Annotated in this window: 17 protein-coding genes and 1 pseudogene; 12 read left to right on the plus strand and 6 right to left on the minus strand. The window is 59.7% G+C overall.

Translation table 11 applies throughout. The features are described 5' to 3' along the window. Positions 1 to 7 precede the first annotated feature (7 nt). A complete protein-coding gene (locus Pan181_RS03425) occupies positions 8 to 502 on the plus strand; it encodes an RDD family protein (protein WP_145245494.1) in 495 nt (164 codons plus the stop codon). Positions 503 to 619: 117 nt separating this feature from the next. Further along, complete coding sequence (locus Pan181_RS03430) at positions 620 to 991, plus strand: hypothetical protein (RefSeq protein ID WP_145245495.1); 372 nt, start codon at positions 620 to 622, stop codon at positions 989 to 991. On the opposite strand, the gene Pan181_RS03435 is transcribed toward Pan181_RS03430, so the two are convergent. Together Pan181_RS03435 and Pan181_RS03440 are read right to left on the minus strand one after the other, a co-directional pair. After that, positions 988 to 1,818, minus strand: coding sequence for a methyltransferase (locus Pan181_RS03435; protein ID WP_197528874.1), 831 nt, complete (start codon positions 1,816 to 1,818; stop codon positions 988 to 990). The two genes, Pan181_RS03430 and Pan181_RS03435, sit on opposite strands and share 4 nt — an antisense overlap. A gap of 280 nt (positions 1,819 to 2,098) precedes the next feature. Next, positions 2,099 to 4,417 carry a DUF4159 domain-containing protein gene (locus tag Pan181_RS03440; protein ID WP_145245497.1) on the minus strand — a complete coding sequence of 773 codons (2,319 nt, stop codon included), beginning with the start codon at positions 4,415 to 4,417 and terminating at the stop codon, positions 2,099 to 2,101. Positions 4,418 to 4,633: 216 nt separating this feature from the next. Between Pan181_RS03440 and Pan181_RS03445 the strand changes: the two genes are divergently transcribed. The 6 genes from Pan181_RS03445 to Pan181_RS03470 all read left to right on the plus strand — a co-directional run bounded on the left by Pan181_RS03445 (position 4,634) and on the right by Pan181_RS03470 (position 12,526). Next, the gene (locus Pan181_RS03445) at positions 4,634 to 5,629 is read left to right on the plus strand and encodes an AAA family ATPase (protein ID WP_145251980.1); all 996 of its coding nucleotides are present in this window, start codon (positions 4,634 to 4,636) and stop codon (positions 5,627 to 5,629) included. Between the two features lie 152 nt (positions 5,630 to 5,781). Beyond that, positions 5,782 to 6,498 carry a DUF1963 domain-containing protein gene (locus Pan181_RS03450; RefSeq protein ID WP_197528875.1) on the plus strand — a complete coding sequence of 239 codons (717 nt, stop codon included), beginning with the start codon at positions 5,782 to 5,784 and terminating at the stop codon, positions 6,496 to 6,498. 185 nt (positions 6,499 to 6,683) lie between these two features. Next, entirely contained in the window at positions 6,684 to 7,580 is an 897-nt protein-coding gene (locus tag Pan181_RS03455) for a DUF58 domain-containing protein (protein ID WP_145245499.1), read from the plus strand. Between the two features lie 70 nt (positions 7,581 to 7,650). Next, complete coding sequence (locus Pan181_RS03460; protein WP_145245500.1) at positions 7,651 to 8,040, plus strand: four helix bundle protein; 390 nt, start codon at positions 7,651 to 7,653, stop codon at positions 8,038 to 8,040. A 16-nt stretch (positions 8,041 to 8,056) separates the two neighbouring features. Then, on the plus strand, positions 8,057 to 10,186 hold the full coding sequence (locus Pan181_RS03465; RefSeq protein WP_145245501.1) for a BatA domain-containing protein: 2,130 nt from the start codon (positions 8,057 to 8,059) through the stop codon (positions 10,184 to 10,186). Between the two features lie 42 nt (positions 10,187 to 10,228). Further along, positions 10,229 to 12,526, plus strand: a complete 2,298-nt coding sequence (locus Pan181_RS03470) for a glutamine amidotransferase (RefSeq protein WP_145245502.1) — start codon at positions 10,229 to 10,231, stop codon at positions 12,524 to 12,526. A 116-nt stretch (positions 12,527 to 12,642) separates the two neighbouring features. Here Pan181_RS03470 and Pan181_RS03475 read toward each other — a convergent pair whose 3' ends face one another. Continuing rightward, positions 12,643 to 13,053, minus strand: coding sequence for a thiol-disulfide oxidoreductase DCC family protein (locus Pan181_RS03475; protein WP_145245503.1), 411 nt, complete (start codon positions 13,051 to 13,053; stop codon positions 12,643 to 12,645). Positions 13,054 to 13,552: 499 nt separating this feature from the next. Here Pan181_RS03475 and Pan181_RS03480 point away from each other — a divergent pair. The 4 genes and pseudogenes from Pan181_RS03480 (at position 13,553) to Pan181_RS03495 (ending at position 20,058) form a co-directional block, all read left to right on the plus strand. Further along, positions 13,553 to 14,823 (plus strand): annotated as a pseudogene (locus tag Pan181_RS03480) (ammonium transporter). A 144-nt stretch (positions 14,824 to 14,967) separates the two neighbouring features. Further along, entirely contained in the window at positions 14,968 to 15,306 is a 339-nt protein-coding gene (locus tag Pan181_RS03485) for a P-II family nitrogen regulator (RefSeq protein ID WP_145245504.1), read from the plus strand. A 144-nt stretch (positions 15,307 to 15,450) separates the two neighbouring features. Next, positions 15,451 to 18,099 carry a [protein-PII] uridylyltransferase gene (glnD, locus tag Pan181_RS03490; RefSeq protein ID WP_145245505.1) on the plus strand — a complete coding sequence of 883 codons (2,649 nt, stop codon included), beginning with the start codon at positions 15,451 to 15,453 and terminating at the stop codon, positions 18,097 to 18,099. Positions 18,100 to 18,726: 627 nt separating this feature from the next. Continuing rightward, positions 18,727 to 20,058, plus strand: coding sequence for a hypothetical protein (locus Pan181_RS03495; protein WP_145245506.1), 1,332 nt, complete (start codon positions 18,727 to 18,729; stop codon positions 20,056 to 20,058). 31 nt (positions 20,059 to 20,089) lie between these two features. Here Pan181_RS03495 and Pan181_RS03500 read toward each other — a convergent pair whose 3' ends face one another. The 3 genes from Pan181_RS03500 to Pan181_RS03510 form a co-directional block, all read right to left on the minus strand. Next, on the minus strand, positions 20,090 to 20,500 hold the full coding sequence (locus tag Pan181_RS03500; RefSeq protein ID WP_145245507.1) for an ExbD/TolR family protein: 411 nt from the start codon (positions 20,498 to 20,500) through the stop codon (positions 20,090 to 20,092). 45 nt (positions 20,501 to 20,545) lie between these two features. After that, positions 20,546 to 21,316 (minus strand): MotA/TolQ/ExbB proton channel family protein, encoded by a 771-nt coding sequence (locus tag Pan181_RS03505; RefSeq protein ID WP_145245508.1) that lies wholly within the window; start codon positions 21,314 to 21,316, stop codon positions 20,546 to 20,548. A 102-nt stretch (positions 21,317 to 21,418) separates the two neighbouring features. Further along, complete coding sequence (locus Pan181_RS03510) at positions 21,419 to 22,396, minus strand: tol-pal system YbgF family protein (protein WP_145245509.1); 978 nt, start codon at positions 22,394 to 22,396, stop codon at positions 21,419 to 21,421. Positions 22,397 to 22,419 lie beyond the last annotated feature (23 nt).

Here is a 22,419-nt window from a genome sequence, read left to right on the forward strand (position 1 = left end):
GTGAGCTATGTCCCAGCAGAATCCGTATGCAAGTCCCGTTTCCAATCCGCTGGGCCCGGGGAACGTGGTCGACAATGTCGACGTGGAGTTGCCGATCGCCACCCAAGGCAAGCGACTTCTCAATCTGATTATCGATAACATCGTCCTGCAAATTGTGTCTCGTGTGGTTGGGGTGGCCGTGGGTGCCGCCATGATTCGACCGGGGGAGGTGATAACCCCAGAGAAGCAGTCCACCTTGTTTGTCGTCGCGATGATCATGGGGTTAATTGTTGCGGTGGTGTACTTCTTGGTTATGGAGAGTCTCTTCCAGAAGACCATCGGTAAGATGCTGACTGGAACCAAAGTAGTAGATGTCGACGGCCGCCGGCCTTCGTTCCAGCAACTTCTGGGACGCTCGCTTTCGCGGTTCGTGCCGTTTGAGGCCTTCTCGTTTCTGGGTGGATCTCGCCCTGTGGGCTGGCACGATTCGTGGTCGGGCACACGGGTAGTGATTGGGAAATAATGACGGAAAGCGGCCGCGGGAGACTCGGATGAGCTAACTTTCTGAGGCTCCCGCGGCTTTCATCCAATTAGCAGCGGGCGTTGTCAATCAGTGTGGGTTTGGCGAACAGGAGATTCCATGCTTCGTTTCTACGAGAGTTTTGCCGCCTGTTTTGGCACCGTGGTGTTGGCGGTGATCTTCGCGTCGCTAGTCACAGAGTATAGGCTAGAGTTTGAGGCCAACTACAAGTTGCTGATCTTGTGCTTGTTGCTAGCGTTTGGGTACGCGACGTTTCGAAACGTGGTGGCGCACTTTTGCGACCCCGACGAACAACTCAAGCGATTGTCGATGCGGGTGCACATGCTCGAACAACGGTTGATGCAAGCGCATCCGGAATTACGAGGGGAGACGATCGATGCGTTCGAGTGCCCAAAGTGTAACATGGTATCGACAACGCTCACTCCCGATGGCAATTGCCCCTATTGCCATGCGGCCGTTGCGGTGGACTAGACCCTGTCGGCCTGCTTCGGCGTGAGATACAACCATTCCATCGCCGCAGGGCGGTTCTCTCGCACCACTTGCCGGCGGTGCTCGAGGCTCATGTCGGCGATCTCGGGATAGTCGTAGTACTTTGCCTTTTGAATGTCGTCGATCGACGTGAAGCACTGCACGTGGTGTGATGGTTCAAACATCCGTTGCAGGGTGGTGCTGATCTCGATGTCGATGAAGTCGTGCGTTTCGATCAACAGGTCGTGCGGAGCCATCGCCCGTACGGTGGGCTCGTCGAACAGTTGCTTCTCGTAGCCCTCGCAGTCGCACACAATCAACGCCCGGCCCGAGTAGGGCAGGGTGCGCAGTGTTTCGCCATCGCAGAACTCGCCGATCTCCACTCGCTTGCCCACTCCATTCGCAGCGGCCATCGCTTTGCAAAGCTGCGTCGCGTCGGAGTTTGTGTCGAAGGCGAACACCCTGGCCGTGGGAATGCGCATCGCCAGGCCGACCGCGTAGTACCCCTCGGCGCAACCAATGTCGACGATCTCGGTGTAAGGCTGCGTGCAGAGCTTCGCGATCAGCGGTTCGAGTTCCCGCTCGTACGAGCCGAGTAGTTTGGGATACAGCATGCTGCCGATCGAAAGCATGTCGGGGTATTTCATGCCAGCGAAGTTGCCATGCAGCACCGTTTTGTCGGCGAAGATATCGCGATCGAACGGAGGAAGCTTCTGCGGCGCTAGCACGTACCTCGCGTACTCCATGTACTTTGCCGCCGGCACCACGGTGTGATTCAGCGCGGCCCAGATGCCATCGACACGCACCGCGCGTTTGACAATCGATTTCATCGGTGACTTCATGTCGATAGCGCCTGAGAAAAGTACAGCAGGTGGGTGTGACTGGCGGAGTCATGAGAAGAGGGCGTTCACCGAGTCTACCAAATAATCTCGTTCTGGAAACGCAGTTTGCAAAGATCGAAATAGCTATGTATCTACTGAAAAATAGTGAGTGCGCAATAATAAGTGAAATACTGGCAAGCTAGCAGGCGAAGGTGCGGAATGGCGCAAGGTGCGAATTCCCGCCGATAGATTCTAGAGGGGGCAGATCGCCCGTATGCAATTCGCACACTCAAGGATCGAGCGTATACAAAATCACGTTCACGCCGATTCGTGCGGCGTCTTCGCGGGTGTAGCCACGGCATTCGATTGCTTCGTGCTTTTCCAGGGCGCAGCTCAGGTCGAGCGGCGAGAAAATCACTCCCCACCGATCGTTGATCTTCAGGCCTTCTAGCTCGGGTTCACGCTGCCGCACTCGGGCGGCGAGCGGAGTGTCTTGTTCGGCTGGTTGCGGGTCGCGAACTTCCACTCGTTTCAGGTCGTAACCGCCGTGGGCGGTCGACAGCAGGTCGTCGGTTGCTTCGATTCGCTCGAGCGAGTCGTCGGGCATCACCAGCGACATCTCTCGCCGAAACGCTTTGCTGAACGCGTCGGATGCACAAATGGAGTCGGCCAGGATGGTGCCGCCGTTTTCGAGGAACTTACGGAGGTTGTTTCGCTCGGCCGGAGTGAAGCGGAAATCGTGCCGGCCATGCATGAACACCATATGGTAGCGGAACAGGTCGTCGCCGCCGGCACTGATCAAGCGATTGTCGTCGGCAATGCGAAGCTTGATCTGCCCTTGCGAAGCGGTACGCAGTAAGTTGGCCAGCGCGCCAGGAGCGTCGTCGCATCCCCCGCCATGGCGAAGCTTGGCAACTTCGATCGTGCCGCGCCCTTGAATCTGGTTCTTCGCGTCGGCGGCAAACTCGTCGACAAAACCTTGTTCCTTGGTCTTCGGCTCTCGGTTGGTGGCGTACGTCAGCACGTTGATGCCGATGGTCATCGCGTCGTCGATCTGCTGTTCGATGGCCACGGGGTACTCGTCGGAGCGCGTTGGGCGGTTCAGCTCCCAGTAGCACGATAGGTCTTCCTCGCAGAAGATCACGCAGGTGCGGCAACCATACTCCACGCTCCACAGTTTGCCGACGTACGGCGATTCGGGGCGGGTGACTTCCTCCATGCGCCAAATCGGATGGCTCGCTGGCACTTGCTGTAGCCGATACTCCGGTTCGGGGAATACCTTGGCCATCAGCCGACGGATGCCGCCGTTGAATTGCTCGGAGTCGCGACAGCACGACTCGGCAAAGATGAAGCCGCCACGGTCGATGTAGTCGCGCAGCTTCTTGGCATACGGTTCGAGTTCCGGCGCGCGGTTGCCACTGATGTAGATCACCGGAGTCTGCAGCAGGTCTTCGACGGTCGCACTGCTGGGGTTCATGATCTGCCAGGTGAGTTTCGACTCCCACTTCTTTTCGGCATACGCGGTCAGGTTCGCAGCATCGCGGCGGTGATTGTTCCAGTCGTCGCCGGGACCATGTTGCAACTTCCCCATCACGATCGGCCAGCGACCTTTCGATAGGAACAGCAACGCCATCGACGTGGCAATGTGCGGGTTGCCTTCGGTGCTATTCCCTTTCCAGAAGTGGGCGAGCGGGTCCTGGTGGTTCACCAGGTACTCGGCCCCTTCGCGATACCAGTCGCTCTTGCCGATCAGCCGTCGGGCGCTCAGGCGACCCGCCCGCTCGACACCATATAAGTAGTAGAAGTGCCAGCTCTCGCTAATGGCGAGCGGCCCCGGATTGCGTTCGACCGAGAAGTGTTGCCCCAGCCAGGCGAGGGCGGCTTCCAGGTGCTTGTCGTCTTCGTGCTGCTGACAGCAGAGCACACGCCCTGCAGCCACGCGGGCGTCGCCTTCGTCGACCGCAAGTGAGGTGATGACGAGCCCGCCGATGCCGGCGCAGGTCATGCTGCCGGAGGGTGGATTGTTGCCATATTCCCAGGAGCCATCAGGATTTTGGGTGCGTCGCCAGAAGTCGGCCGCTAGCGCCCAGACGGCCGGATCGACCTTGATGCCAGCGCGTTGGGCTTCGTACAGCGCGAGTACGGCAAACTGCGAGTTACTTTTGTCGCCGCCCGATCCGGGGTACGACCAGGCACCGCGGTTCCCGCCATTCTTGATCTGGGTTTCTTCGAACCAGCGGACATTCCGCTCGAGGATCGCACGGTCGCGTTTCGGCTCGGCCGCAGCCAGCACCATGGTCTGCAGGGCCACGGTGTAGGTGCCATTGAACTCGCTAGTACGCAGGTATTTCAGCGATTTCTGCATCGCCACGCTATCGACATCCACCCCCGAGTTCAGCAGGGCGAGGGTGGCCAGGGCGGTGACACCGCCGGGGGTGCCGACCGAGTCGTTCCAGGTGCCGCGGGGGGATTGCTCGCGGAGCAAATAGTCGCGTCCCCGGTCGATGGCCGCAGTAACATCGGCCGCCGTGATGGCTCCCCGTGCAAATGGTGGGAATAGGAGGAGTGCGGCGATCGTAACGATTAGTAAAGTGCGCGCGTCGCGCATGTCGTACTCCTCGGTGCAGGGCGAACAACCAACGTTGAGCCTAAGTATCGTACGCTACGTTATTTACCTCGGCCACCACCCTAACTATTGCAGATTGTCGCTAGTCGCAAGCACCGATAGAATGAAACGTTTGCCGCCCTCGGCCGTCAGCACAGGATATCGCAATTGAGCACCACGCCGCCTCCCGAACAAAACAAGCCACGTAATTTAGGCGACATTTTGCAAGAATTTCGGCAGCATCGCATGGTGATGCAGCAGGAACTGCAAAAAGTGATCGTCGGCCAGGACCTGGTGATCGAACAGATGTTTGCCGCCATTTTTACCCGTGGCCACTGCCTGCTCGAGGGCGTGCCCGGGCTGGCGAAGACCTTGATGGTCAGCACCCTGTCGAAGATTCTCGACCTGGGATTCAAGCGAATCCAGTTTACGCCCGACCTGATGCCCTCGGACATCACCGGCACCAACGTGCTGGAGGAAGACGACGAAGGCCGGCGAAACTTTCGGTTTGTCGAAGGGCCAATTTTCACCAACATTCTGCTCGCCGACGAAATCAACCGTACTCCCCCCAAGACGCAGGCCGCGCTGTTGCAGGCCATGCAGGAGCGTCAGGTGACCGTGGGCCAGGAAACCTACAACCTGCCGGAGCCGTTCTTTACCATCGCGACCCAGAACCCCATCGAGCAGGAAGGCACCTACCCGCTGCCCGAAGCCCAGCTCGACCGGTTCATGTTCAACATCAAAATCGATTATCCCACGCTCGACGAAGAGCAGCGGATTCTCGCGTCGACCACCCGCGGCGAGCGCCACGAGCCAAATAAGGTGCTCTCCGCCCGGGCGATTCTCAACCTGCAGAAACTCGTCAGCAGTGTCGCGGTCAGCGAGTACATCATCAAGTATGTCGCCTCGCTGGTGCGGGCCACCCGCCCACGCGACGAATCGGCTCCGGAGTTCGTGAAGGAACTGGTGGAGTGGGGGGCCGGCCCCCGCGCGGGGCAGTTCCTCATCCACGGCGGCAAAGCCCTGGCCGCCATGGACGGCCGCTTCAGTGTCGCGATCGAAGACATCCAAAAGTGCGCCATCCCCGTGCTACGGCACCGCGTGAGCACCAACTTCCAAGCCCAGGCCGAAGGCATGACCAACGAAGACGTCGTGAACCGCCTGGTAAAAGATATCCCCACGCCCGAGATTCCGAAGTTTCAGGAGAAGGGGTAGCTATGCTTTGGGATGGGACGCGGATATTCGCGGATTTGGCAGGATCGACGCGGATGAGAGGTGATGGCAGGAATCTAACAAGAAGGTGTTTCCTCGCTGGCTCTGCTTTGGGATCGTTGGTGTGTTTCTCTGGATGCAATGTTGGCGCGAGCATGACAAATTCACGATTGAGAAAATTGCTTCAAGAGTACGAGCGTCCGTATCAGCGACTGCAATTTGTGTCCGGCGACCTGGGCGCGATAGCAACGACGAAAGTTGGTGGCACGCCGTGGTGGCCTAGCAACGTTGACCGCCCCAAATGCGTCGACGGACATCTCATGTCATTCGTCATGCAAATCCGTGTGGATGAAGTACCTGGATTCGATCAGCCGCCAACCTTGTTATCGTTCCATTACTGCGACAGTTGCACTCTCGAAGGCAAAATGCCTTTTGGCTGGACGGATCAGGGGCATCAGTTGCGGTATAGTGTCCAGCTATTCTCCGATCTTGAGTGCGTCCCCGATGGATTACAGGTGGTCGCAGAGTCTCGTGCTCCGGTCGCTAAAGTGCAACGGCTTGACGGGAGTGAGACTCTGAACTTGTTTGATATTTGGGAGACCTTTCCGGCGACACAATCACAAGATTTCGAGATGGACGACAGCATTCTTGGACTGAATGAGGAGTGTTCGAAGTTGGGAGGATGGCCTAGCTGGTATCAGAATCCTGAGTACCCCGAAGACGATGACGGAAGCGTTATGAGTTTTGTTGGGCAGCTGTGCGGCTCCGAAAGCGCCAAGAATGCATGGGGTTGCGGAGCTGTCTATCTGTTTGTTTCCGAGTACGACGAAGACGAACCACAGCAAGCCGACATGGTGATTCAAACCACTTAACGCGAACTACGAGGATTGCGATGTGTCATACTGAAGGAGCTTCCAGCGACCGAAGGATCTCACGCAGCGAGTGGTAAGAAGGGGAACGCTAATCTTCGCTAATCGACGCTGATATCCATTCATTAGTGATGATTAGCGAAGATTACTGTTCCCAAAACAGCAACGAGATCCCCTAGAACGTTCTTATGGCCACAGTCGAGCAATACCTGAAGCCTGCAGTGATTCAGCAGATCAAGCGGCTCGACTTGCGCGCGCAGTTCATTGTCAAAGGCTTTCTGCAGGGGCTGCATGCCAGTCCGTTTCATGGCTTTTCGGTCGAGTTCAGCGAGCATCGTAAGTACACGCACGGAGACAATCCGCAGGACATCGACTGGTTGGTCTACGCGAAAACCGATAAGTACTACACCAAAAAGTTTGAGGCCGAGACCAACATCACTGGCTACCTGGTGATGGATCAAAGCCGGTCGATGGCCTACACCTACCGGCAGGAGCTCACGAAGTTCGACTACTCCATCTGCCTGGCGGCCGCGCTTTGCTATTTGATGATCCAGCAGAACGACCCGGTCGGGCTGGTGACGTTTGGCAAGAAGATCGAGCAGTTCTTGCCGCCGAAGAGCAAACGCCAGCAGATTGCCAGCGTGCTGTCGGTGCTGGCGAAGCTCGAACCTGTCGGCGAGACCGATATCTCCAAGAGCCTCACGCAACTGGCCGCGATGATCAAGCATGCCAGCCTGGTGATGGTATTCAGCGACCTGCTAGGGGACGCCGACGACACGATCTCGTCGCTCCGCCGACTCCGCCACGGCGGCAACGATGTGATCTTGTTCCACGTGCTCGACGAAGCCGAAGTTGCTTTTCCTTTCCATGGATTGATGGAACTCGAGGATCCCGAAACCAAACAAAAACTCGAAGTCGACGCCGATAACTTTAAAAAGGATTACACCGAAGAGCTCAAGGCATTCCGCGATCAGTACAGCGCCGAGTGCTTCAAGTCGGGCATCGACTACGTTCCCCTCGACACCAGCATGCCCTTCGACCGCGCGCTGATGGAGTATTTGGTGACACGCAGGCAGAGGGCGTAAGAGGCTGTCGGCCATCGGCTATCAGCTGTCGGCAAGCAAGAAAACACCGAGCAGAATTGAGCAACCTAAGATGCAGAACTTTCGAAATCTTGATGTGTGGAAGCTTGCGCATGAATTTACGTTGAAGGTCTATCTCGAGACTCGCTCGTTTCCCAGTGATGAACGGTTTGGTTTGACTTCTCAACTTCGGCGAGCAGCTTCTTCGATTGGTGCCAACCTGGCTGAGGGATGTGGTCGAGGCACAGATGCAGATTTTGCTAGGTTTGTTCAAGTGGCACTTGGGTCAGCGAGCGAAGTCGAATACCACTTGCTCTTGGCCAGGGACTTGCAGTTGTTGAAAGCCGAATTGCATGCCACATTGGAAGCAGAAATACAACGAGTTAAACGAATGCTTGCCTCGCTCCTGAAGAGGCTGCGAGATCCGAACGACAGCCGACAGCCGACAGCCGACAGCCGATAGCCGATAGCCATTCCCCATGTCTTTCCTCGCTCCCACCTTGCTTGCTGGCGCTGCTTTGATAGCCCTTCCGGTTATCTTGCATCTGGTGATGCGCCGGGAGCCGAAGCGGGTGGAGTTTCCGGCGCTCCGTTTCGTTCGCAAGCGGCAGAGCACGAATCAAACGCGGTTGCAGTTGCGGCATTGGATTCTGCTGGCGCTGCGTTGTGCGTTCATCGTGTTGCTCGCGCTCGCGTTGTCGCGTCCCGTATGGCGGGGCACGGGGTTGTCGGCCGCTGGTAGCGAAGGCCTGGCGGCCGCGGTGGTGATGGATAACTCGCCTCGCATGAGCTACCTCTCCGACAATCAAACGCGGCTCGACAAAGCCAAAGAGACCGCCGCCTGGCTGATTGAACAGTTGCCGGCCGACAGTGAGTTGGCCGTCGTCGAGCCGGGCCGTTCGCGGCGGGCGAAGCTCGGCGATCGCGACTCGGCGTTGCTGCGAGTCGAGCGGGCGAAGATCGCTACGTCGGCACCGTCGCTGGCCGATGCGGTGAACGAAGCGATTCGCCTGGTGGCGGAGCGAGAGAACCATCGTCGTGAGATTTACGTGTTCACCGACCTGGCGGAAGCCGCCTGGAACGATGCCGCGGTCACGCAACTGGTCGCCGCGCTCGACGAACACCCCGCGACCAAACTCTATCTGGTCGACGTCGGCGAGTCGAAGTCGATCAACGCCGGGCTGGGCGAGCTGGAACTCTCGGCCGAGCATCTGGCCACCGGCGAGTCGGTCACGCTGCGGACCTATGTGACCTCCACCGCCGAGGTGGCTGGCACCAGTCGCCGTGTGGAGTTGTGGCTCGACGAACCAGGCAAGAAACCAACCAAACGCGGCGACGCCTCGGTGACGCTGAGCACCTCGAACGAAGCGGTAGAGTTCCCCTTGGCTGGTCTGGCTGGTGGGGTGCATCAAGGCTACGTGCGACTCTCGGGCGACGATCCTCTGACGATCGACAACACGCGATACTTCACCGTGGAAGTCGAAGCCCCTCCGCAGTTGCTGCTGGTTGGCATCGACGAAGCAGCCACTCGGTTGATGTCCGAAGCGTTGGCCCCCTCGGTGTTGGCCCAAACCGCCGCGGCTCGTTTTGGCTGCGATCGCATCTCGTACAACCAACTGCCAGCTACCAACATGGCCAGCTACGACGCGGTGCTGTTGCTCGATCCACCTCCGCTGCACGACGATAGCTGGCGGAAGCTTAGCGACTTCGTGCAATCGGGCGGCGGGCTGGCGGTGTACCTTGGTCGTCACTCGGTGGGGCAGCTCGAAGCGTTTAACACGCCTGCTTCCAAGCTGTTGCTCCCTGCGGAGCTGCGGTGGGTGACTACTAGCAGTACCTATCTGTCGCCGAACAACTACAACCATCCGGTGCTCAAGCAACTGGCCGACATCGGTGCCGCGACCCCGTGGCCCGCGTTCCCAGTGTTCAAATTTTGGTCGATCGGCATCCCCGATCCGGCCGCCAACGTGGTGGCCACCTATGCCGAGGGGTCGCCAGCGATTGTCGAAGGCTTTCTCGGTGCAGGTCGGGTGTTGCTGTTTACGACCACCGGAGCGGATCGCGCGAGCGACGACCCCTGGAACCTGTTGCCGACGAATCCCGATCCGTGGCCCTTCCTGGCTTTGACCGAAGGTACCGCCGACTACCTGGTGGGAGCCGATACCCAGCCGCTGAACAATCTGGCGGGGCGAGTGATGACGTTGCCGTTGCCGCGCCGTAGCGACCTGGCGACCTTCGTGCTCCGCCCGCCGACTGGCGATCCGCTGCCGCAGAGCTTGTCGCCCGGACAGCAGGAGATTGTGGTGACCACCACCAGCGAGATCGGTAACTATCGCGTGCAGTCGGGCGGGTCTCAGGCGCGGTTCGATCGAGGCTTCAGCATCAACACCGCCGATAGCGTGGGTCGCCTGCAGCGAGCCGATGCCACGCAGTTGGTGGCCGCGCTCGGGAAGGATCGTGCCGAGCTTGTCGAAGGCCATAGCAACCTGGCCCGCAGCATCGACCTCGGTAGCGTAGGTCGCGAGCTGTTTGGGTGGCTGATTGCGTTGGTGGCCTTGGCCTTGGGGGCCGAGCAGTTTTTGGCCGACCGTTTTTATGCCAGGCAGTAACCACAGAATCCAATAGTCCACTTCCGTTTTTTTCGTTCGTTCATGTCTCTCACGTTTTATCCCGTCGGCGGTTATGTCTTCGTAGCGATTGTCGCTGCGATGCTGCTGGTGGTGCTTGCGCGAGTGGTTCCGCGGCACGTGGAAGTTCCCTACGGACGGTTGCTGACGCTCAAACTGTTGCGACTGCTGGCGATCGTGCTGTTGTTGCTCACCATGCTGCGACCCACGCTCACGTTTACTGAGAGCACGCCCGAGGAAGCCACCTTGCTGATTCTGGCCGACCGTTCGCGAAGCATGCAGGTGGCCGACGCGGTCGACAACGGCTCGCGGTTCGATGCCATGAAGCGTTTGCTCAACTCGTCGGCCAGCGATCTCGACTCGATGGGCGAGCACTGGAAGGTGCGGGCGTATTCGTTCGCGGAGACCGTAGAGCCAGCCGAGATGGAAGGGGGGCGCATCAAGCTGCCAGCCACGCCCGATGGGCAGCAGTCGCCATTGGGAGCGGCGCTGCAGGAGTTGCTCGACACCGAAGGAGACGAACGCCTGCGGGGAGTACTGGTGCTGAGCGACGGTGCCCAGCGGGCGGTGCCACCGCTCGATGCCGCGCCGCAGTTGATCGCCCGCCAGTACGCTGCCGAGGGCATTCCGCTCTATACGTTCTACTTTGGCCAGCCCGGCAATAGCGATCGCTCCGATCTGGCGATTGAAGACTTGCTGGTGAGCGGCACCGTGTTTGCCAACGCGCCGATGCAGGTCCGTGGGCAGTTGCACGCCGAAGGGTACAACAATCGCGACGCGACCGTGCAGCTCTTGTGGGAGAAGAAAGCCGCGTACGGCACCAGCAAGATGGAGGTGGTCGACACCACTCGGCAAGCGGTGGTGACCGCCGATAGCCGGATGCCAGTGGTGCTGCGATACACCCCGGCCGAGCCTGGGGAGTACAAGCTGACCATGCGGGCCGAAAGCCCCGATGGCGAACTGATTACTACCAATAACGAGTCGAGTACGTTCGTCACGGTCAGGGCAGGGGGCATCAAGGTGCTCTACTTGTATGGTGCTTCGCGAATCGGTGGCGGCGGCGGAGTGGAGCAGGCGTTCGTTCCGCGAACCATTGCCGAGTCGCCCGACATCCTCGTGACCACCAAGCTGTTCAACTACACTCGCTTGCAGCAGGACCTGCGCCGCGAACTGGTACCCGGTGCGTACGACGTAGTGGTTCTGGCGAACGTCGACAAAGACGCGTTGAACATGGAAAGCTGGACCGCGCTGGCCGCCATGGTGCAGCAGGGAGCCGGCTTGCTGATGACCGGTGGCTACCATAGTTTCGGCCCCGGTGGTCATCGCGATACGGCGATGGCCGACGTGTTGCCGATCACCATGGGGCTGGCCGAGCGGCAGATTTTCCGCGACTCGTTGCGACAAGACATGCACATCGCAGGGCCGCTGCCGATGCGTCCTTCGGGCAACGTGGGGCCGACGCATCCGGTGATGCAGGTCTTGCCGAACGCCGCGCCGGGCAGCGGCTGGGAGGCCTTGCCGCCGCTCGATGGGGCGAATCGCCTGTCGCGCAATTCGCTCAAGGCGAACTCGCAGGTTCTGGCCGAAAGTGCCGACGCCGCGCGGCATCCGCTGCTTGTCGCCGGTCAGGCGGGCAACGGTCGCACGCTCGCCTTCGCCGGCGATACCACCTGGCGCTGGAAGATGCAAAACCATGGCGACGAGTTCCGCCGTTTCTGGCGACAGGTCGTGCTCTGGCTCGCCAAGAAAGATGGCACGCCTGAGGGCGAGGTCTGGATCGATCTGGCGACGCGGCGTATCAGTCGCGGTGGGCGGTTGGACATGGAAGTCGGAGCCACTCCGCGCGATTCCGACAACCCGCAGGCGACCATCGACTTCGAAGTCACCATCACACTGCCCGACGGTACCACCGCTCCGCTGGCAACCGTAGCGACCGATGCCGGACGACGAGCCGGCACGTTTGCCACGACCGACCAACCAGGCGACTACCTGGCGCAGGTCATCGCCAGCATTCAAGGCGAAGTGATCGGCACCGCCCAGGCGCGGTTCCTCGTGCCGAGCCAAGACCTGGAGCTCGACCGCCCCGGCGCCGAGCCAGCTTTGCTGGCAAGCCTGGCGAAGATGACCGACGAGTCGGGCGGTCAGGCGTTTGCCCCCGAGGAGCTGCCCTCGCTGCTCAAGAAGCTGGCCGACGAAAAACCGGAACTCAAAACGGAAGTCGTTCGTCGGATCACTTACTGGGATAAGTGGCCCGTGCTGCTCGCGATGGTCGGCTTGGTAGGTCTCGAGTGGTACCTGCGAAAGCGATGGGGCTTGGTCTAGTGCGTATGGCCTATCCATGTTCTTACATGGCGGTCGATTTTCCCGCAGCTTACAATCGAGTAGCCGGAACACGTACGTTGAAAACGCTCTAATTTGTAGCAAGCTCCCCGCCGAGCTTAGGACGCAGGGCGATTGCCTTCCAGCGAGCAGCCCTTGGTATCGCATCGCCTGGTGAGTCGCAGGCGATTCTTGGCGAACACCACGTACGCGGCGTTGAGCAGTTGCTTGACGATCGGCAACCGACTGGCGGCCACCGACCAGCGAAAGCCCACCGCACCGTACAGATAGCGGAACACCTCGACTCCGGTGACGATCGTGCCGTCGGGCAGCCGGCCATGAATGCGGTCCATGAGCTGCTGGTAGTCGATGCCCAACTCGGTGGCCGAGAAGCCCTCGGCGGTGATGTCGGTAAAGCGGATGCGATCGTTGCGGTCCCACCGACGCAGCATGTCCATCTCGCGGACACAGAGCGGGCAGAGTCCGTCGTAGAACACTTCGATGTCGTAGTCGGTCGTCGGCGAGGGCATCTTGGAAACTCTCCGTCGTGCGGGTGGGGACTCCTCTAAGGAATCTTAGTTTGTCCACCGGCGGTGGGTAGTCGATCAGGGTGGGGTAGTCGTCGGGAATTTCGTTCATTTTTCTTCTAGTGGACGCTCCCCAGTCGGACCTGCGAAACGCCGTACCTTTACGAAATGGCATCGATATCGCTATGTTAGAAGCCGCACGTTTGGCAGTTAACGGCCGGGGGGAACCGCCTGCTGCTCGCCAAATGCTTGTCTTGCAAATCGATCTGATCCTTAGCTTTCTCATATTGGAGGTTTGGCAATGAGCGATGGTGCTCTATTGCGACGAGGTTTGGTGCTTGGGCTCGTAGCACTCGTGCTCTGCGGAGCATCGGCGTTGGCTCAGGACCCCTCCGATGTCGATCTGCAGGCACAGGTGAAGACCGCCCAGAAAACGGCCGAAGAAGCCGCCCTGGCGGGGCACAACGCCTGGATGCTCACGAGCACAGCGCTGGTGCTGTTCATGACCGCCCCGGGGCTCGCGCTGTTCTATGGTGGTTTGGTCCGCAAGAAAAACGTACTGAGCGTGATGATGCAGTGCTTGTTCCTCATGGGACTGATGACCGTGCTGTGGGCCGTGTATGGCTACTCGTTGGCTTTTGGTGGCAACGACAACGGAGAGAATCCGTACATCGGCAATGGCGAGTATTTGTTTATGCAGAACGTGCAACGCAGTTGGCCCGAGGGGGGCGAGCTGGTCGAGCCGATGTTCAACGAAGGCGAGACGTATCAGATTCCCTTGCTCACCCACATGCTGTTCCAAGGCATGTTCTTCATCATCACCCCTGCACTGATTTGCGGTGCGTTTGCCGAGCGGATGAAGTTCAGCTCGATGGTCGTGTTCGTCGTACTGTGGGGTACGCTGGTCTATTGCCCGTTGTGTCACTGGGTATGGGACGGCGGCATCCTGGCGTTCGACGCCGATAACTATATGTTCGAAGGCGCCCGGACAAATTCGTGGGCTGGCGGTGCACTCGACTTTGCCGGTGGTACGGTAGTGCATATCAGTTCGGGCATCTCGGCCTTGATTTGTGCCATCATGCTTGGCCGCCGCATCGGGTGGGGGCACGACGACATGCGCCCGCATAACCTTACTTACACGGCCATGGGAGCAGCGATGCTGTGGGTGGGGTGGTTTGGCTTTAACGCGGGTAGCGAACTGGCGAGCGACCACCTGACCTCCAGCGCGTTTGCGGTCACCCATTTCTCGGCCGCGGCAGGAGCAGTTGCTTGGGCGCTGTACGAGTGGATCTCGCGCGGCAAGCCAAGCGTGCTGGGGACCGCGTCGGGCGCGGTGGCCGGGCTCGTGTGCATCACGCCGGCCGCAGGGTTCGTGAACCCGATGCCTGCTCTCTTCATGGGGCCCTGGCCGGCGTAGTCTGTGCGTTTGCTTGCGGTACCCTGAAGAACAAGCTCGGCTACGACGACTCGCTCGACGCCTTCGGCGTGCATGGCGTAGGCGGTACGCTGGGAGCCGTGTTGACCGGCGTGTTCGCCACGCGGGCCTGCTGGGACATCACCGGGCAGGGCAAGCCGCTGGGATTGCTCGAGCATGGCGACATCATGCTGGGGCAAATCGTGGCCGTGCTGGTGACTTGGGTCTATAGCGTGATCGTAACCTATGTTTTGCTCAAGCTGATCGACGTGGTCATGGGACTGCGAGTCAACGAAAAAGACGAACGTTCCGGCCTGGACGTCAGCCAGCACGAAGAAGAGGGGTATATCCTCTTCTAGCCCGAAACTGCCGTACAAACCCACTTTTAGGGAACATCCGCAGGCCACCAGGTGTGGTTGGGCTTGTCGACAGAAATTTGCTAGAATTAAACGGACCCAGGGCACCCGCTCTGGCAAGCCTTCCCGTTTCGAGGAGTAGCGGACATGAAGAAAATCGAGGCGATTGTTCGCCACTATAAACTGGAAGACGTAAAGAACGCCCTCTCCGAGCTTGGGGTGGTCGGCATGACCATCACCGAAGTCCGCGGCTTTGGTCGCCAAAAAGGCCATACCGAAATGTACCGCGGCACCGAGTACGCGGTCGACTTCGTGCCGAAGGTCAAAATCGAAGTCGTCGTGGACGACGAACGTCTGCAGTCGGCAATCGATACGATCATGCATGCCGCTCAAACGGGACAAATCGGCGACGGTAAAATCTTCATATCCGAACTGCTCGATACGGTTCGCATCCGTACTGGCGAAACTGGCACCGAGGCGTTGTAATCGCCCAATTGTCTTGATCTTGTGGATCGCAGCGGCTCTGTGGGGGAGCAGCAACCGTGTGCGACGCGCCCTGCGTGAGCTACGTTTGAGTGAATTCAGGCGATCCGCGCTCCGAGTAAACCCGTCCAAATATCCACCTGCGACATGGCTTCTTCCATTCGACTCCGCAACACGGTACTCGTCGCCCGCGAGCAAGTGCAGACGGGACTGGAGGAAGTTCGTCGGTTGCACGACTCGGGGCTGGCTAGCGTGCAGGTCTGCGCCCGCATTTCGTCGGTGATCGACCAGGTGCTGCTCAAGCTGTTCGAAGCCTCGCTCGACAGCATGCCCGAAGACCAAGGCAAGAAGCTCCGCGAGCGGGTCGCGCTGGTCGCGGTAGGCGGCTATGGTCGCCGGCAGCAAGCACCTTGTTCCGACGTCGATCTTATGATCCTGTACGCCGGGGCTCAGGACGATGCCGTTCGGCAGTTCACGCAGCGACTCACTCAGGACCTGTTCGACACCGGGCTCAAGCCTGGGCACAGCTTGCGAACCGTTGCCGAGGCGGTCCGCCTGGCCCGCAGCGATACGGTGATCTGTACGTCGCTCATCGAGTCGCGTTTGGTCATCGGCAGTTTGCCGCTGTTCGAGGAGTTCCGCCGGACGTTCCAGCAAATGGTCGAACGTCGCGGCACCGCGTTCTGTCGCGAGTTCATTATGGCTCGCAAGGAAGAGCGTCATAAGTTTGGCGAAACGGTTTATCTGTTGGAGCCCAACATCAAGCGCACGCCGGGTGGTCTTCGCGATATTCATTTGTTGCGTTGGTTGTGGTTTGCCAAAAGCGGCGAGTCCGATCCCAATCGCTTGTTGCAAAAAGGGGTGATTTCGAATTTCGATCATCGACGTTTGATGTCGGCCCAAAGCTACTTGTTGCATGTGCGAAACGAGATGCACTTCGGCTCCAACAGCGGCAGCGACGTGCTGACTCGCACCGAGCAAAAACGCATTGCCGAGAAGTTCCAGATTCGCGACAAAGGAGCGATGCTGCCGGTCGAGCTGTTCATGAGCGACTACTTTCGGCATACCAGCCATGTGTCGTTCCTGACCACCCGCATGTGCGACCTGGTGTCGCCGCCGCCGGTGATGTCGTGGGTGCTCGAGCCGATGCTTAGCAAAGCTTTGTCGGCCGAGTTCCGCATGGGCACGCGGGAGATCTCGGCCACGCAGCTTGGCACCACGAAGCTGGCGAAGAACCTGGAGGATGCGATCAAGCTGGTCGACTTGGCGCGCTTGTACGACAAACGCATCGCCCAGGAAACGTGGTACCACGTTTATCGCTCCGCACCAGCGTATTCGATGGAACTCACGCCGCTGGCGGTGCGGCGGTTTCGCGAGATGCTCGACAGCCCATTGCTGCTGGTCGAAGCGCTTCGGCGGATGCACGAGCTTGGCATCCTCGAAAAGGTGCTGCCCGATTTCACCGCAGCGCGCTGTTTGTTGCAGTTCAATCGTTATCATAAGTACACGGTCGACGAGCATTGCATTCGCTCCGTCGGCGAGGCGACTAAGCTCGGCGAGCGGAGCGACCACGCGGGGCATGTGTATCGGAAGCTCACGCGAAAGTGGTTGTTGCATCTGGTGTTGCTCTTGCACGATCTGGGGAAGGCCTTGCCAGGCGACCATAGTGAAACCGGAGCCGAAATCGCCCGTCGTATCGGGCCGCGGCTCAACCTGACCGACGAGGAAACCGCCCTGGCTGCCAGGCTGGTGCAGAAGCATTTGTGGATGACCCACGCAGCGCTCTGGCACGATACGAGCAACGCCGACTACGTGCGGCAGTTTGCCAGCAAGATCGAGACTCCCGAAGAGCTCGACATGCTCTACGCATTGAGTTGTGCCGACCTGGCGGCAGTCGGCCCCGGCGTGCTCAACCAGTGGAAGGTTAACGTGCTCGGCGAGTTGCATCGTCGCGCCCGGGCGTTGCTTACCGACACGCCGGACGTCGAGCAGTTGCCTCGCCGCAAGGCCGCCCGGCACGCGGTCTGGAGTCAGCTCAAGCAGCAGGAACAGCACGATCACTGGTACGAGGAAATGTTCCGCGGGCTGCCCGAGTCGTTCGTCACGACCGTTGCGCCGGAAACCATCGCTCAGGCGCTGCGCAGTTTTGCCACGCTCGAAGAGCGGCAAGGCATCGCGTTCGCCAACTACATTGCCGAGTCGAAAACCGTCGAGTTCATTGCCGGTGTGAGCCAAGGCGTCGGGCGGGGTATCTTCTCGGCCATGGCCGGCGTGCTGCGGAGCCAAGGCATGAGCATCCTGGCCGCCGAGACCGCCGCGCTGCACGACGACATCCTGTTGCTTCGCTTCCAGGCGACCGACACCGATCACAAGGATAGCAAAGAGCCGAGCGCGCCAGAGCGTCTCGAGAAACTCTGCAAGGCGATGGTCAAAGCGATCGACTCCGACGAGCCGCCGAAGTTCCGCCGCATCTGGGGACAAGACGCCCATAACGACGCGGAAGAGCTATCGACCCTTAAGTCGGAAGTGCGACTCAACACCGACATCTCCGAAGACAGTCTCATCATCGAAGTCTTTGCATTCGATCGCATCGGGCTGTTGTACGAACTCGCCCGAGCGGTGCACGAGATGAACCTCAGCATTCGCTTTGCCAAGATCGGCACGCACCTCGACCAGGTGGTCGACGTGTTCTACGTGACCGAGCGCAATGGGTCGAAGCCAGCAGGGCACGATCGGCTGCATGGCATCTACCTGCGAATGATGGAAGTCATCGAAGCAGCCCCTGCAAGCAAGTAACGCAGCGGGCGAATACCGCAGCAAGCAATTCGCTCAGCAGGTAAGTTGCTCAACAAGCAAGTCGCTTCACCGGCGAGCCATTCCGCACTCAACCGAGGTTTTGCCCCCACGCGATCAGGTGGGGGCTAAACGAATCGTCGTAACTCGTGCAGTCGCAGTAGGTTACGATTTTGCCCCCACTCGCTAACGGCGAACATCGATTCGTGGGGGCTTTATTCGCTTCTTGGCGAGCAAACCCGTCGTCCTAAGTGCCAGTCGCAGCACGACTTACGGCAAAGCCTCCATTTTTGGGGGCGTCGGTTTTGCCCCCAGGCGATTTCGAGTGGGGGCAATACGCAAGTCGAAGCACGCCCCGAACAGGTTTGCGAGAAGAGGGAAGCAGGCGAGTTGTCAAAGAACGGTAGGGTTCAGGTGTATATCTATTAGAGCAGTTGAAGACGCGATTGCAAGCGTTATTTTTGGCCACTTGGCCGAGCGAGAGTCACCCGTTACCCCCCTGGAAAAGCATGTCCCCCGGGGAGAGGAATGCTGTCGCCGACGCGGCAATGTCTATTGACACCGGCGAGTCCCGGTACTAGTGTGAAGAAGTGAATGCGGAAGAGCGCAATTAACCTTTTGGGGCAAACCATGTCGACAACATCACGCGATCGCTCGTGGACCGTCTGGGGACTTATCTTTATCGCAGCCGGCTATGCGTCTGCCAGCCATGCTGCCGAGTTTATTCCCATCAACGACCAAACGGTGTTAGGCCACGCGTCTTCGATATTTTCGAATTCTTACAATATCACGGCCATTTCAGGCGACGGGACGGTGGTCGCCGGTTCGAGTCACGCAGTCGGGGCGATCTATGATTGTGCCAGGTTTGATTGCGGATCGGGTGGATTTGCCTATTCGCTAAAAGATCGGGAGCGAGTGATACTCGAAGGGAGTCCCCGCACCGACACCTATATCGGTGGCGCACCTGTATCGGTACGCGATCTTTCGTATGACGGCCAGCAGGCATTGCTGCTTGGCGAGTATCGTCATTATGAGTCGTACCTATCGACCCCGCAGGGAGAAAACTACCTGCGCGACAATATCGTCGTAGGGGACTATCTAAGTGCTTCGTCCATGTCGTCGGACGGTGGAGTGATTGTCGGTGTCCATGGTTCCAGTGGATTTGTATGGACGGAGCAGACTGGCCTGCAACCCGCTCCCGTGGTGGATCCCGAGGTGAACTTCATTCCCTCCCAAGTTTCGGGTGATGGTACAACGATGTTGTTATCGGATTCGGACTATTTCCTATCGATAGTGAATCCCTTGGTGCTTTCGGTTCTAGCATCGAATGAATGGTCGCAACGAGCGGCAGTCTGGCATGATTCGGGGGAATCGTACCAGTTGACGCCAGTGGAGGGGAACGAGCATCTAAGTGTTACCCGCTTGTCGGAAGATGGAACCGCGGTTATTGGCAGTTCCTACAACTACTTGCCGTCGACATCCAACCAAATAAGGCTATCGGTGCCCACCGTCTGGCGCGATGGTATTGCCAGCGAGTTGCCACTGCCGGCTGGATTCGAGTCGGGCTCGGCAATCGGCGTTTCTGGCGACGGGGGGACAATCGTCGGAAATGCCATCCTCGAAGTCAAGGACTACCCGCTCTTCGTTAATGTGGACATGCAAACAGACTTACTTCTCGACAATCGAGCCGTCATTTGGCGTGATGGTCAGCTTCACATTCTGCAAGACTGGCTCTCGGACGAATGGGGCCTGGCCGAGGAGCTCGAAGGCTGGACACTCACTTCGGCCGCGGCGATTTCCGCCAACGGGCAAACCATCGCTGGTGCCGGTGTGAATCCGGACGGGGAATACGCTAGTTGGGTAGTGACCCTGCCGGTTCCCGAGCCAGGTGCTTGTGGACTGCTTGCGGCATCGCTGCTGGCGTTCGCCCTTTACCGCTGGCCACGCACCAAAGCGGCTTAACCGGCCGAAGTGCTCCGCTACTCTTCGGCAGCTACTCTTCGGTCACGGCGAACGATACGTCCCAGATGCCAGCTTTGGCGCACGCGACTAGCACCGGTTTGACCTCGCCGAAGGCGATGCCCTGGTCGGCGCGGATGCGTACTTCGAGCGGGCGGCCAGCTTGGCCCCGTTCGTAGGCCAGGCGGGTGTCGAGTTCCGCCAGAGTGGCTTCGCTCGCGCCGAGCAGCACGGTGCCATCGGCTTTTAGGTTGATGGTAATCCGCTCGGTGTGGGTCTCTACCGACTCGTCGCCAGTGCTGGCGGTCGGCAGGTCGAGTTCCATCTGCGTTTCTTGTTGTGCTAGGTGGCTGCTAACCAGAAAGAAGATGATCAGCAGAAACACGACGTCGATCATCGGCGTCATGTTCATCGAAACCGGTTTGCGATGTTGATCGTTTCGCATCGTGAGGGAACCGTGGGCAACGACGTGCTGATAGCAAAGGGGCGACTAGGTCGATTGCCCTGGTTGGTTGTTCTGGCGTTTCAGCAGGATTTTCTTCACCGGCACCAGCAGGCGACGGGTGGTCGACACGGTTTCGGCCATCAGGCCATCCACCCGGTTCCGAAACACCGCGTACGCAGCGAGCGACGGAATGGCGATCAGCAGGCCGCCGACCGTGGTGACGAGCGCCTGGTAAATGCCCGAGGCGAGTTGCCCCGCGCGGGCGGCCCCTTGGGTGTCGGCCACTTCGCGGAAGGCGAGAATCATACCGACCACGGTGCCGAGCAGTCCCACCATCGGAGCAATGTTGCCGAGCAGGCTAAGGTACTCGATCTTGCGAAACAGCCGCCCCGCTTGTTCGGCCGCTTCTTCTTCCATCGCTTTCTCCATGGCGGGCCAACCGGCTTCGACTTCGGCCAGGGCCGCGCTGGTCATCGCTCCCAAGGCCGAGGGGTACGATTCGCACTTTTGCACCGCGTGTCCCACCTGTCCTTGGGCGAGACTCTCGGTGAGTCCGGCGACCAGTTCGTCGGGAATCAGATTCTTGCGGCGAATCGTCAGCAGATGCTCGACGGCCAGCGCCATGCCGGCGATCGATAGCAGCACCAGCAGCGAGACGATCAGGAAACCGACGATGCCGCCGGAGAAGATGATATCGATGAACGAGTCGGCCGAAGCGGCGGGCTGCTGAGCTGCGCCGTCGTTCTGGGCGTAGCTGGTGCTGGCCATTCCAGCGGTGGCCAACGTGGTGAGCAGTAGAAGAAGATGGCGAGGCAAGCTAAGTCGTCCTTGTTTAGCAGTGCTTACAACGAGCGGTGGCCGCCCGTCGTCGGGGGGAGTCGTCGACCGCCCAAAACAAACATGGTTGTGCAACGCGGCTTAGTGTAACACACCTTGGGCTTCTCGTGCGGGGGCAGTTTGCGGGTACTCGTCGACCACCTGGCGAGCCAGCTTGGTGGCTTCCTCCACTTGCCCGGCCAGCCGCAGCACCTCGGAGGCCCGCCAGAGCGAGTGGGCGGCCAACTGCGGTTGCGGTTTGGCGAGCATACTCGCCCGCAGGTACGCGAGGGCCGCGGGATCGTACTGTTTGAGTTGCCGCCGGGCGTCGCCGAGTACCAGCCAGCCGCCAGCTTGCAGCGACTCGGGGGCTTGGCGAACCCGGGTTTCCCAGCGGGCGACATCGTCGGCCTTGGCGGTGACGATCTGTGGCCGCCAGCTTTGCATTTCGGCCAACCAGGCGATTGATGGATCGGGCGACTTCAGTAGTTTGTCGATGGCTTGCTCGGCCCGACCTCGCTCGGCAGTGGCCAGCGCGTAACTCGCACCTAGAAGCTGGGCGATCGGCACCTCGGTGTTGTCGAGCCATTCGTTGGTCGCGGCCGCAGGGATCGAGTCGTCCGCGTACCAGGCCAGTGGGGCCTCGGCCAGCGCGGGGGTCGCGATATCGCTCCTGGCGAGTTCCACCAGCAACCGCCCCGCAGTCATGTAGTCGCCAGTCGCCGCGTAGCAGTGCATCAGGTGCTGCATCGCCAGCCGGCGAACCCACGGACGGTTATCGGTACGGGCGGCCTTGGCCAGCAGGTCGACCGCCTCGCGATACTTCTGGGCGTCGATCGCGGTGAGCGCGTCGTGCCAGCCGTCGGGCCATTTGGTATCGATCTTCACCACACGCGATGCGGGGAAGCTGCGTTCCGAGCCGGCAACGCTCTTGATGGTGAGCTTGCTGCCGGTGTAATCGACCACCTGGCCGTCGACCATGATCCGCCCGGCACCGTCGTCGCTGCCGGTCAGGGTTACGGTGTCGGCCACCGCGGGCGAGGCGAGCAGTAGCGCGATGGCAAACAGGATTCGATTCATGTTTCTCAGCGGGGGACGCACAG

This window comes from Aeoliella mucimassa, from assembly GCF_007748035.1.
Classification (GTDB): Bacteria; Planctomycetota; Planctomycetia; order Pirellulales; family Lacipirellulaceae; genus Aeoliella; species Aeoliella mucimassa.

What these genes read in the sequence shown, in the direction of transcription:
- Pan181_RS03425 (WP_145245494.1), top strand. Translation starts at nt 8, where the DNA reads ATGTCCCAGCAGAATCCGTATGCAAGTCCCGTTTCCAATCCGCTGGGC.
- Pan181_RS03430 (WP_145245495.1), top strand. Translation starts at nt 620, where the DNA reads ATGCTTCGTTTCTACGAGAGTTTTGCCGCCTGTTTTGGCACCGTGGTG.
- Pan181_RS03435 (WP_197528874.1), bottom strand. Translation starts at nt 1,818, where the DNA reads ATGAAATCGATTGTCAAACGCGCGGTGCGTGTCGATGGCATCTGGGCC.
- Pan181_RS03440 (WP_145245497.1), bottom strand. Translation starts at nt 4,417, where the DNA reads ATGCGCGACGCGCGCACTTTACTAATCGTTACGATCGCCGCACTCCTC.
- Pan181_RS03450 (WP_197528875.1), top strand. Translation starts at nt 5,782, where the DNA reads ATGACAAATTCACGATTGAGAAAATTGCTTCAAGAGTACGAGCGTCCG.
- Pan181_RS03455 (WP_145245499.1), top strand. Translation starts at nt 6,684, where the DNA reads ATGGCCACAGTCGAGCAATACCTGAAGCCTGCAGTGATTCAGCAGATC.
- Pan181_RS03460 (WP_145245500.1), top strand. Translation starts at nt 7,651, where the DNA reads ATGCAGAACTTTCGAAATCTTGATGTGTGGAAGCTTGCGCATGAATTT.
- Pan181_RS03465 (WP_145245501.1), top strand. Translation starts at nt 8,057, where the DNA reads ATGTCTTTCCTCGCTCCCACCTTGCTTGCTGGCGCTGCTTTGATAGCC.
- Pan181_RS03470 (WP_145245502.1), top strand. Translation starts at nt 10,229, where the DNA reads ATGTCTCTCACGTTTTATCCCGTCGGCGGTTATGTCTTCGTAGCGATT.
- Pan181_RS03475 (WP_145245503.1), bottom strand. Translation starts at nt 13,053, where the DNA reads ATGCCCTCGCCGACGACCGACTACGACATCGAAGTGTTCTACGACGGA.
- Pan181_RS03485 (WP_145245504.1), top strand. Translation starts at nt 14,968, where the DNA reads ATGAAGAAAATCGAGGCGATTGTTCGCCACTATAAACTGGAAGACGTA.
- glnD (WP_145245505.1), top strand. Translation starts at nt 15,451, where the DNA reads ATGGCTTCTTCCATTCGACTCCGCAACACGGTACTCGTCGCCCGCGAG.
- Pan181_RS03495 (WP_145245506.1), top strand. Translation starts at nt 18,727, where the DNA reads ATGTCGACAACATCACGCGATCGCTCGTGGACCGTCTGGGGACTTATC.
- Pan181_RS03500 (WP_145245507.1), bottom strand. Translation starts at nt 20,500, where the DNA reads ATGCGAAACGATCAACATCGCAAACCGGTTTCGATGAACATGACGCCG.
- Pan181_RS03510 (WP_145245509.1), bottom strand. Translation starts at nt 22,396, where the DNA reads ATGAATCGAATCCTGTTTGCCATCGCGCTACTGCTCGCCTCGCCCGCG.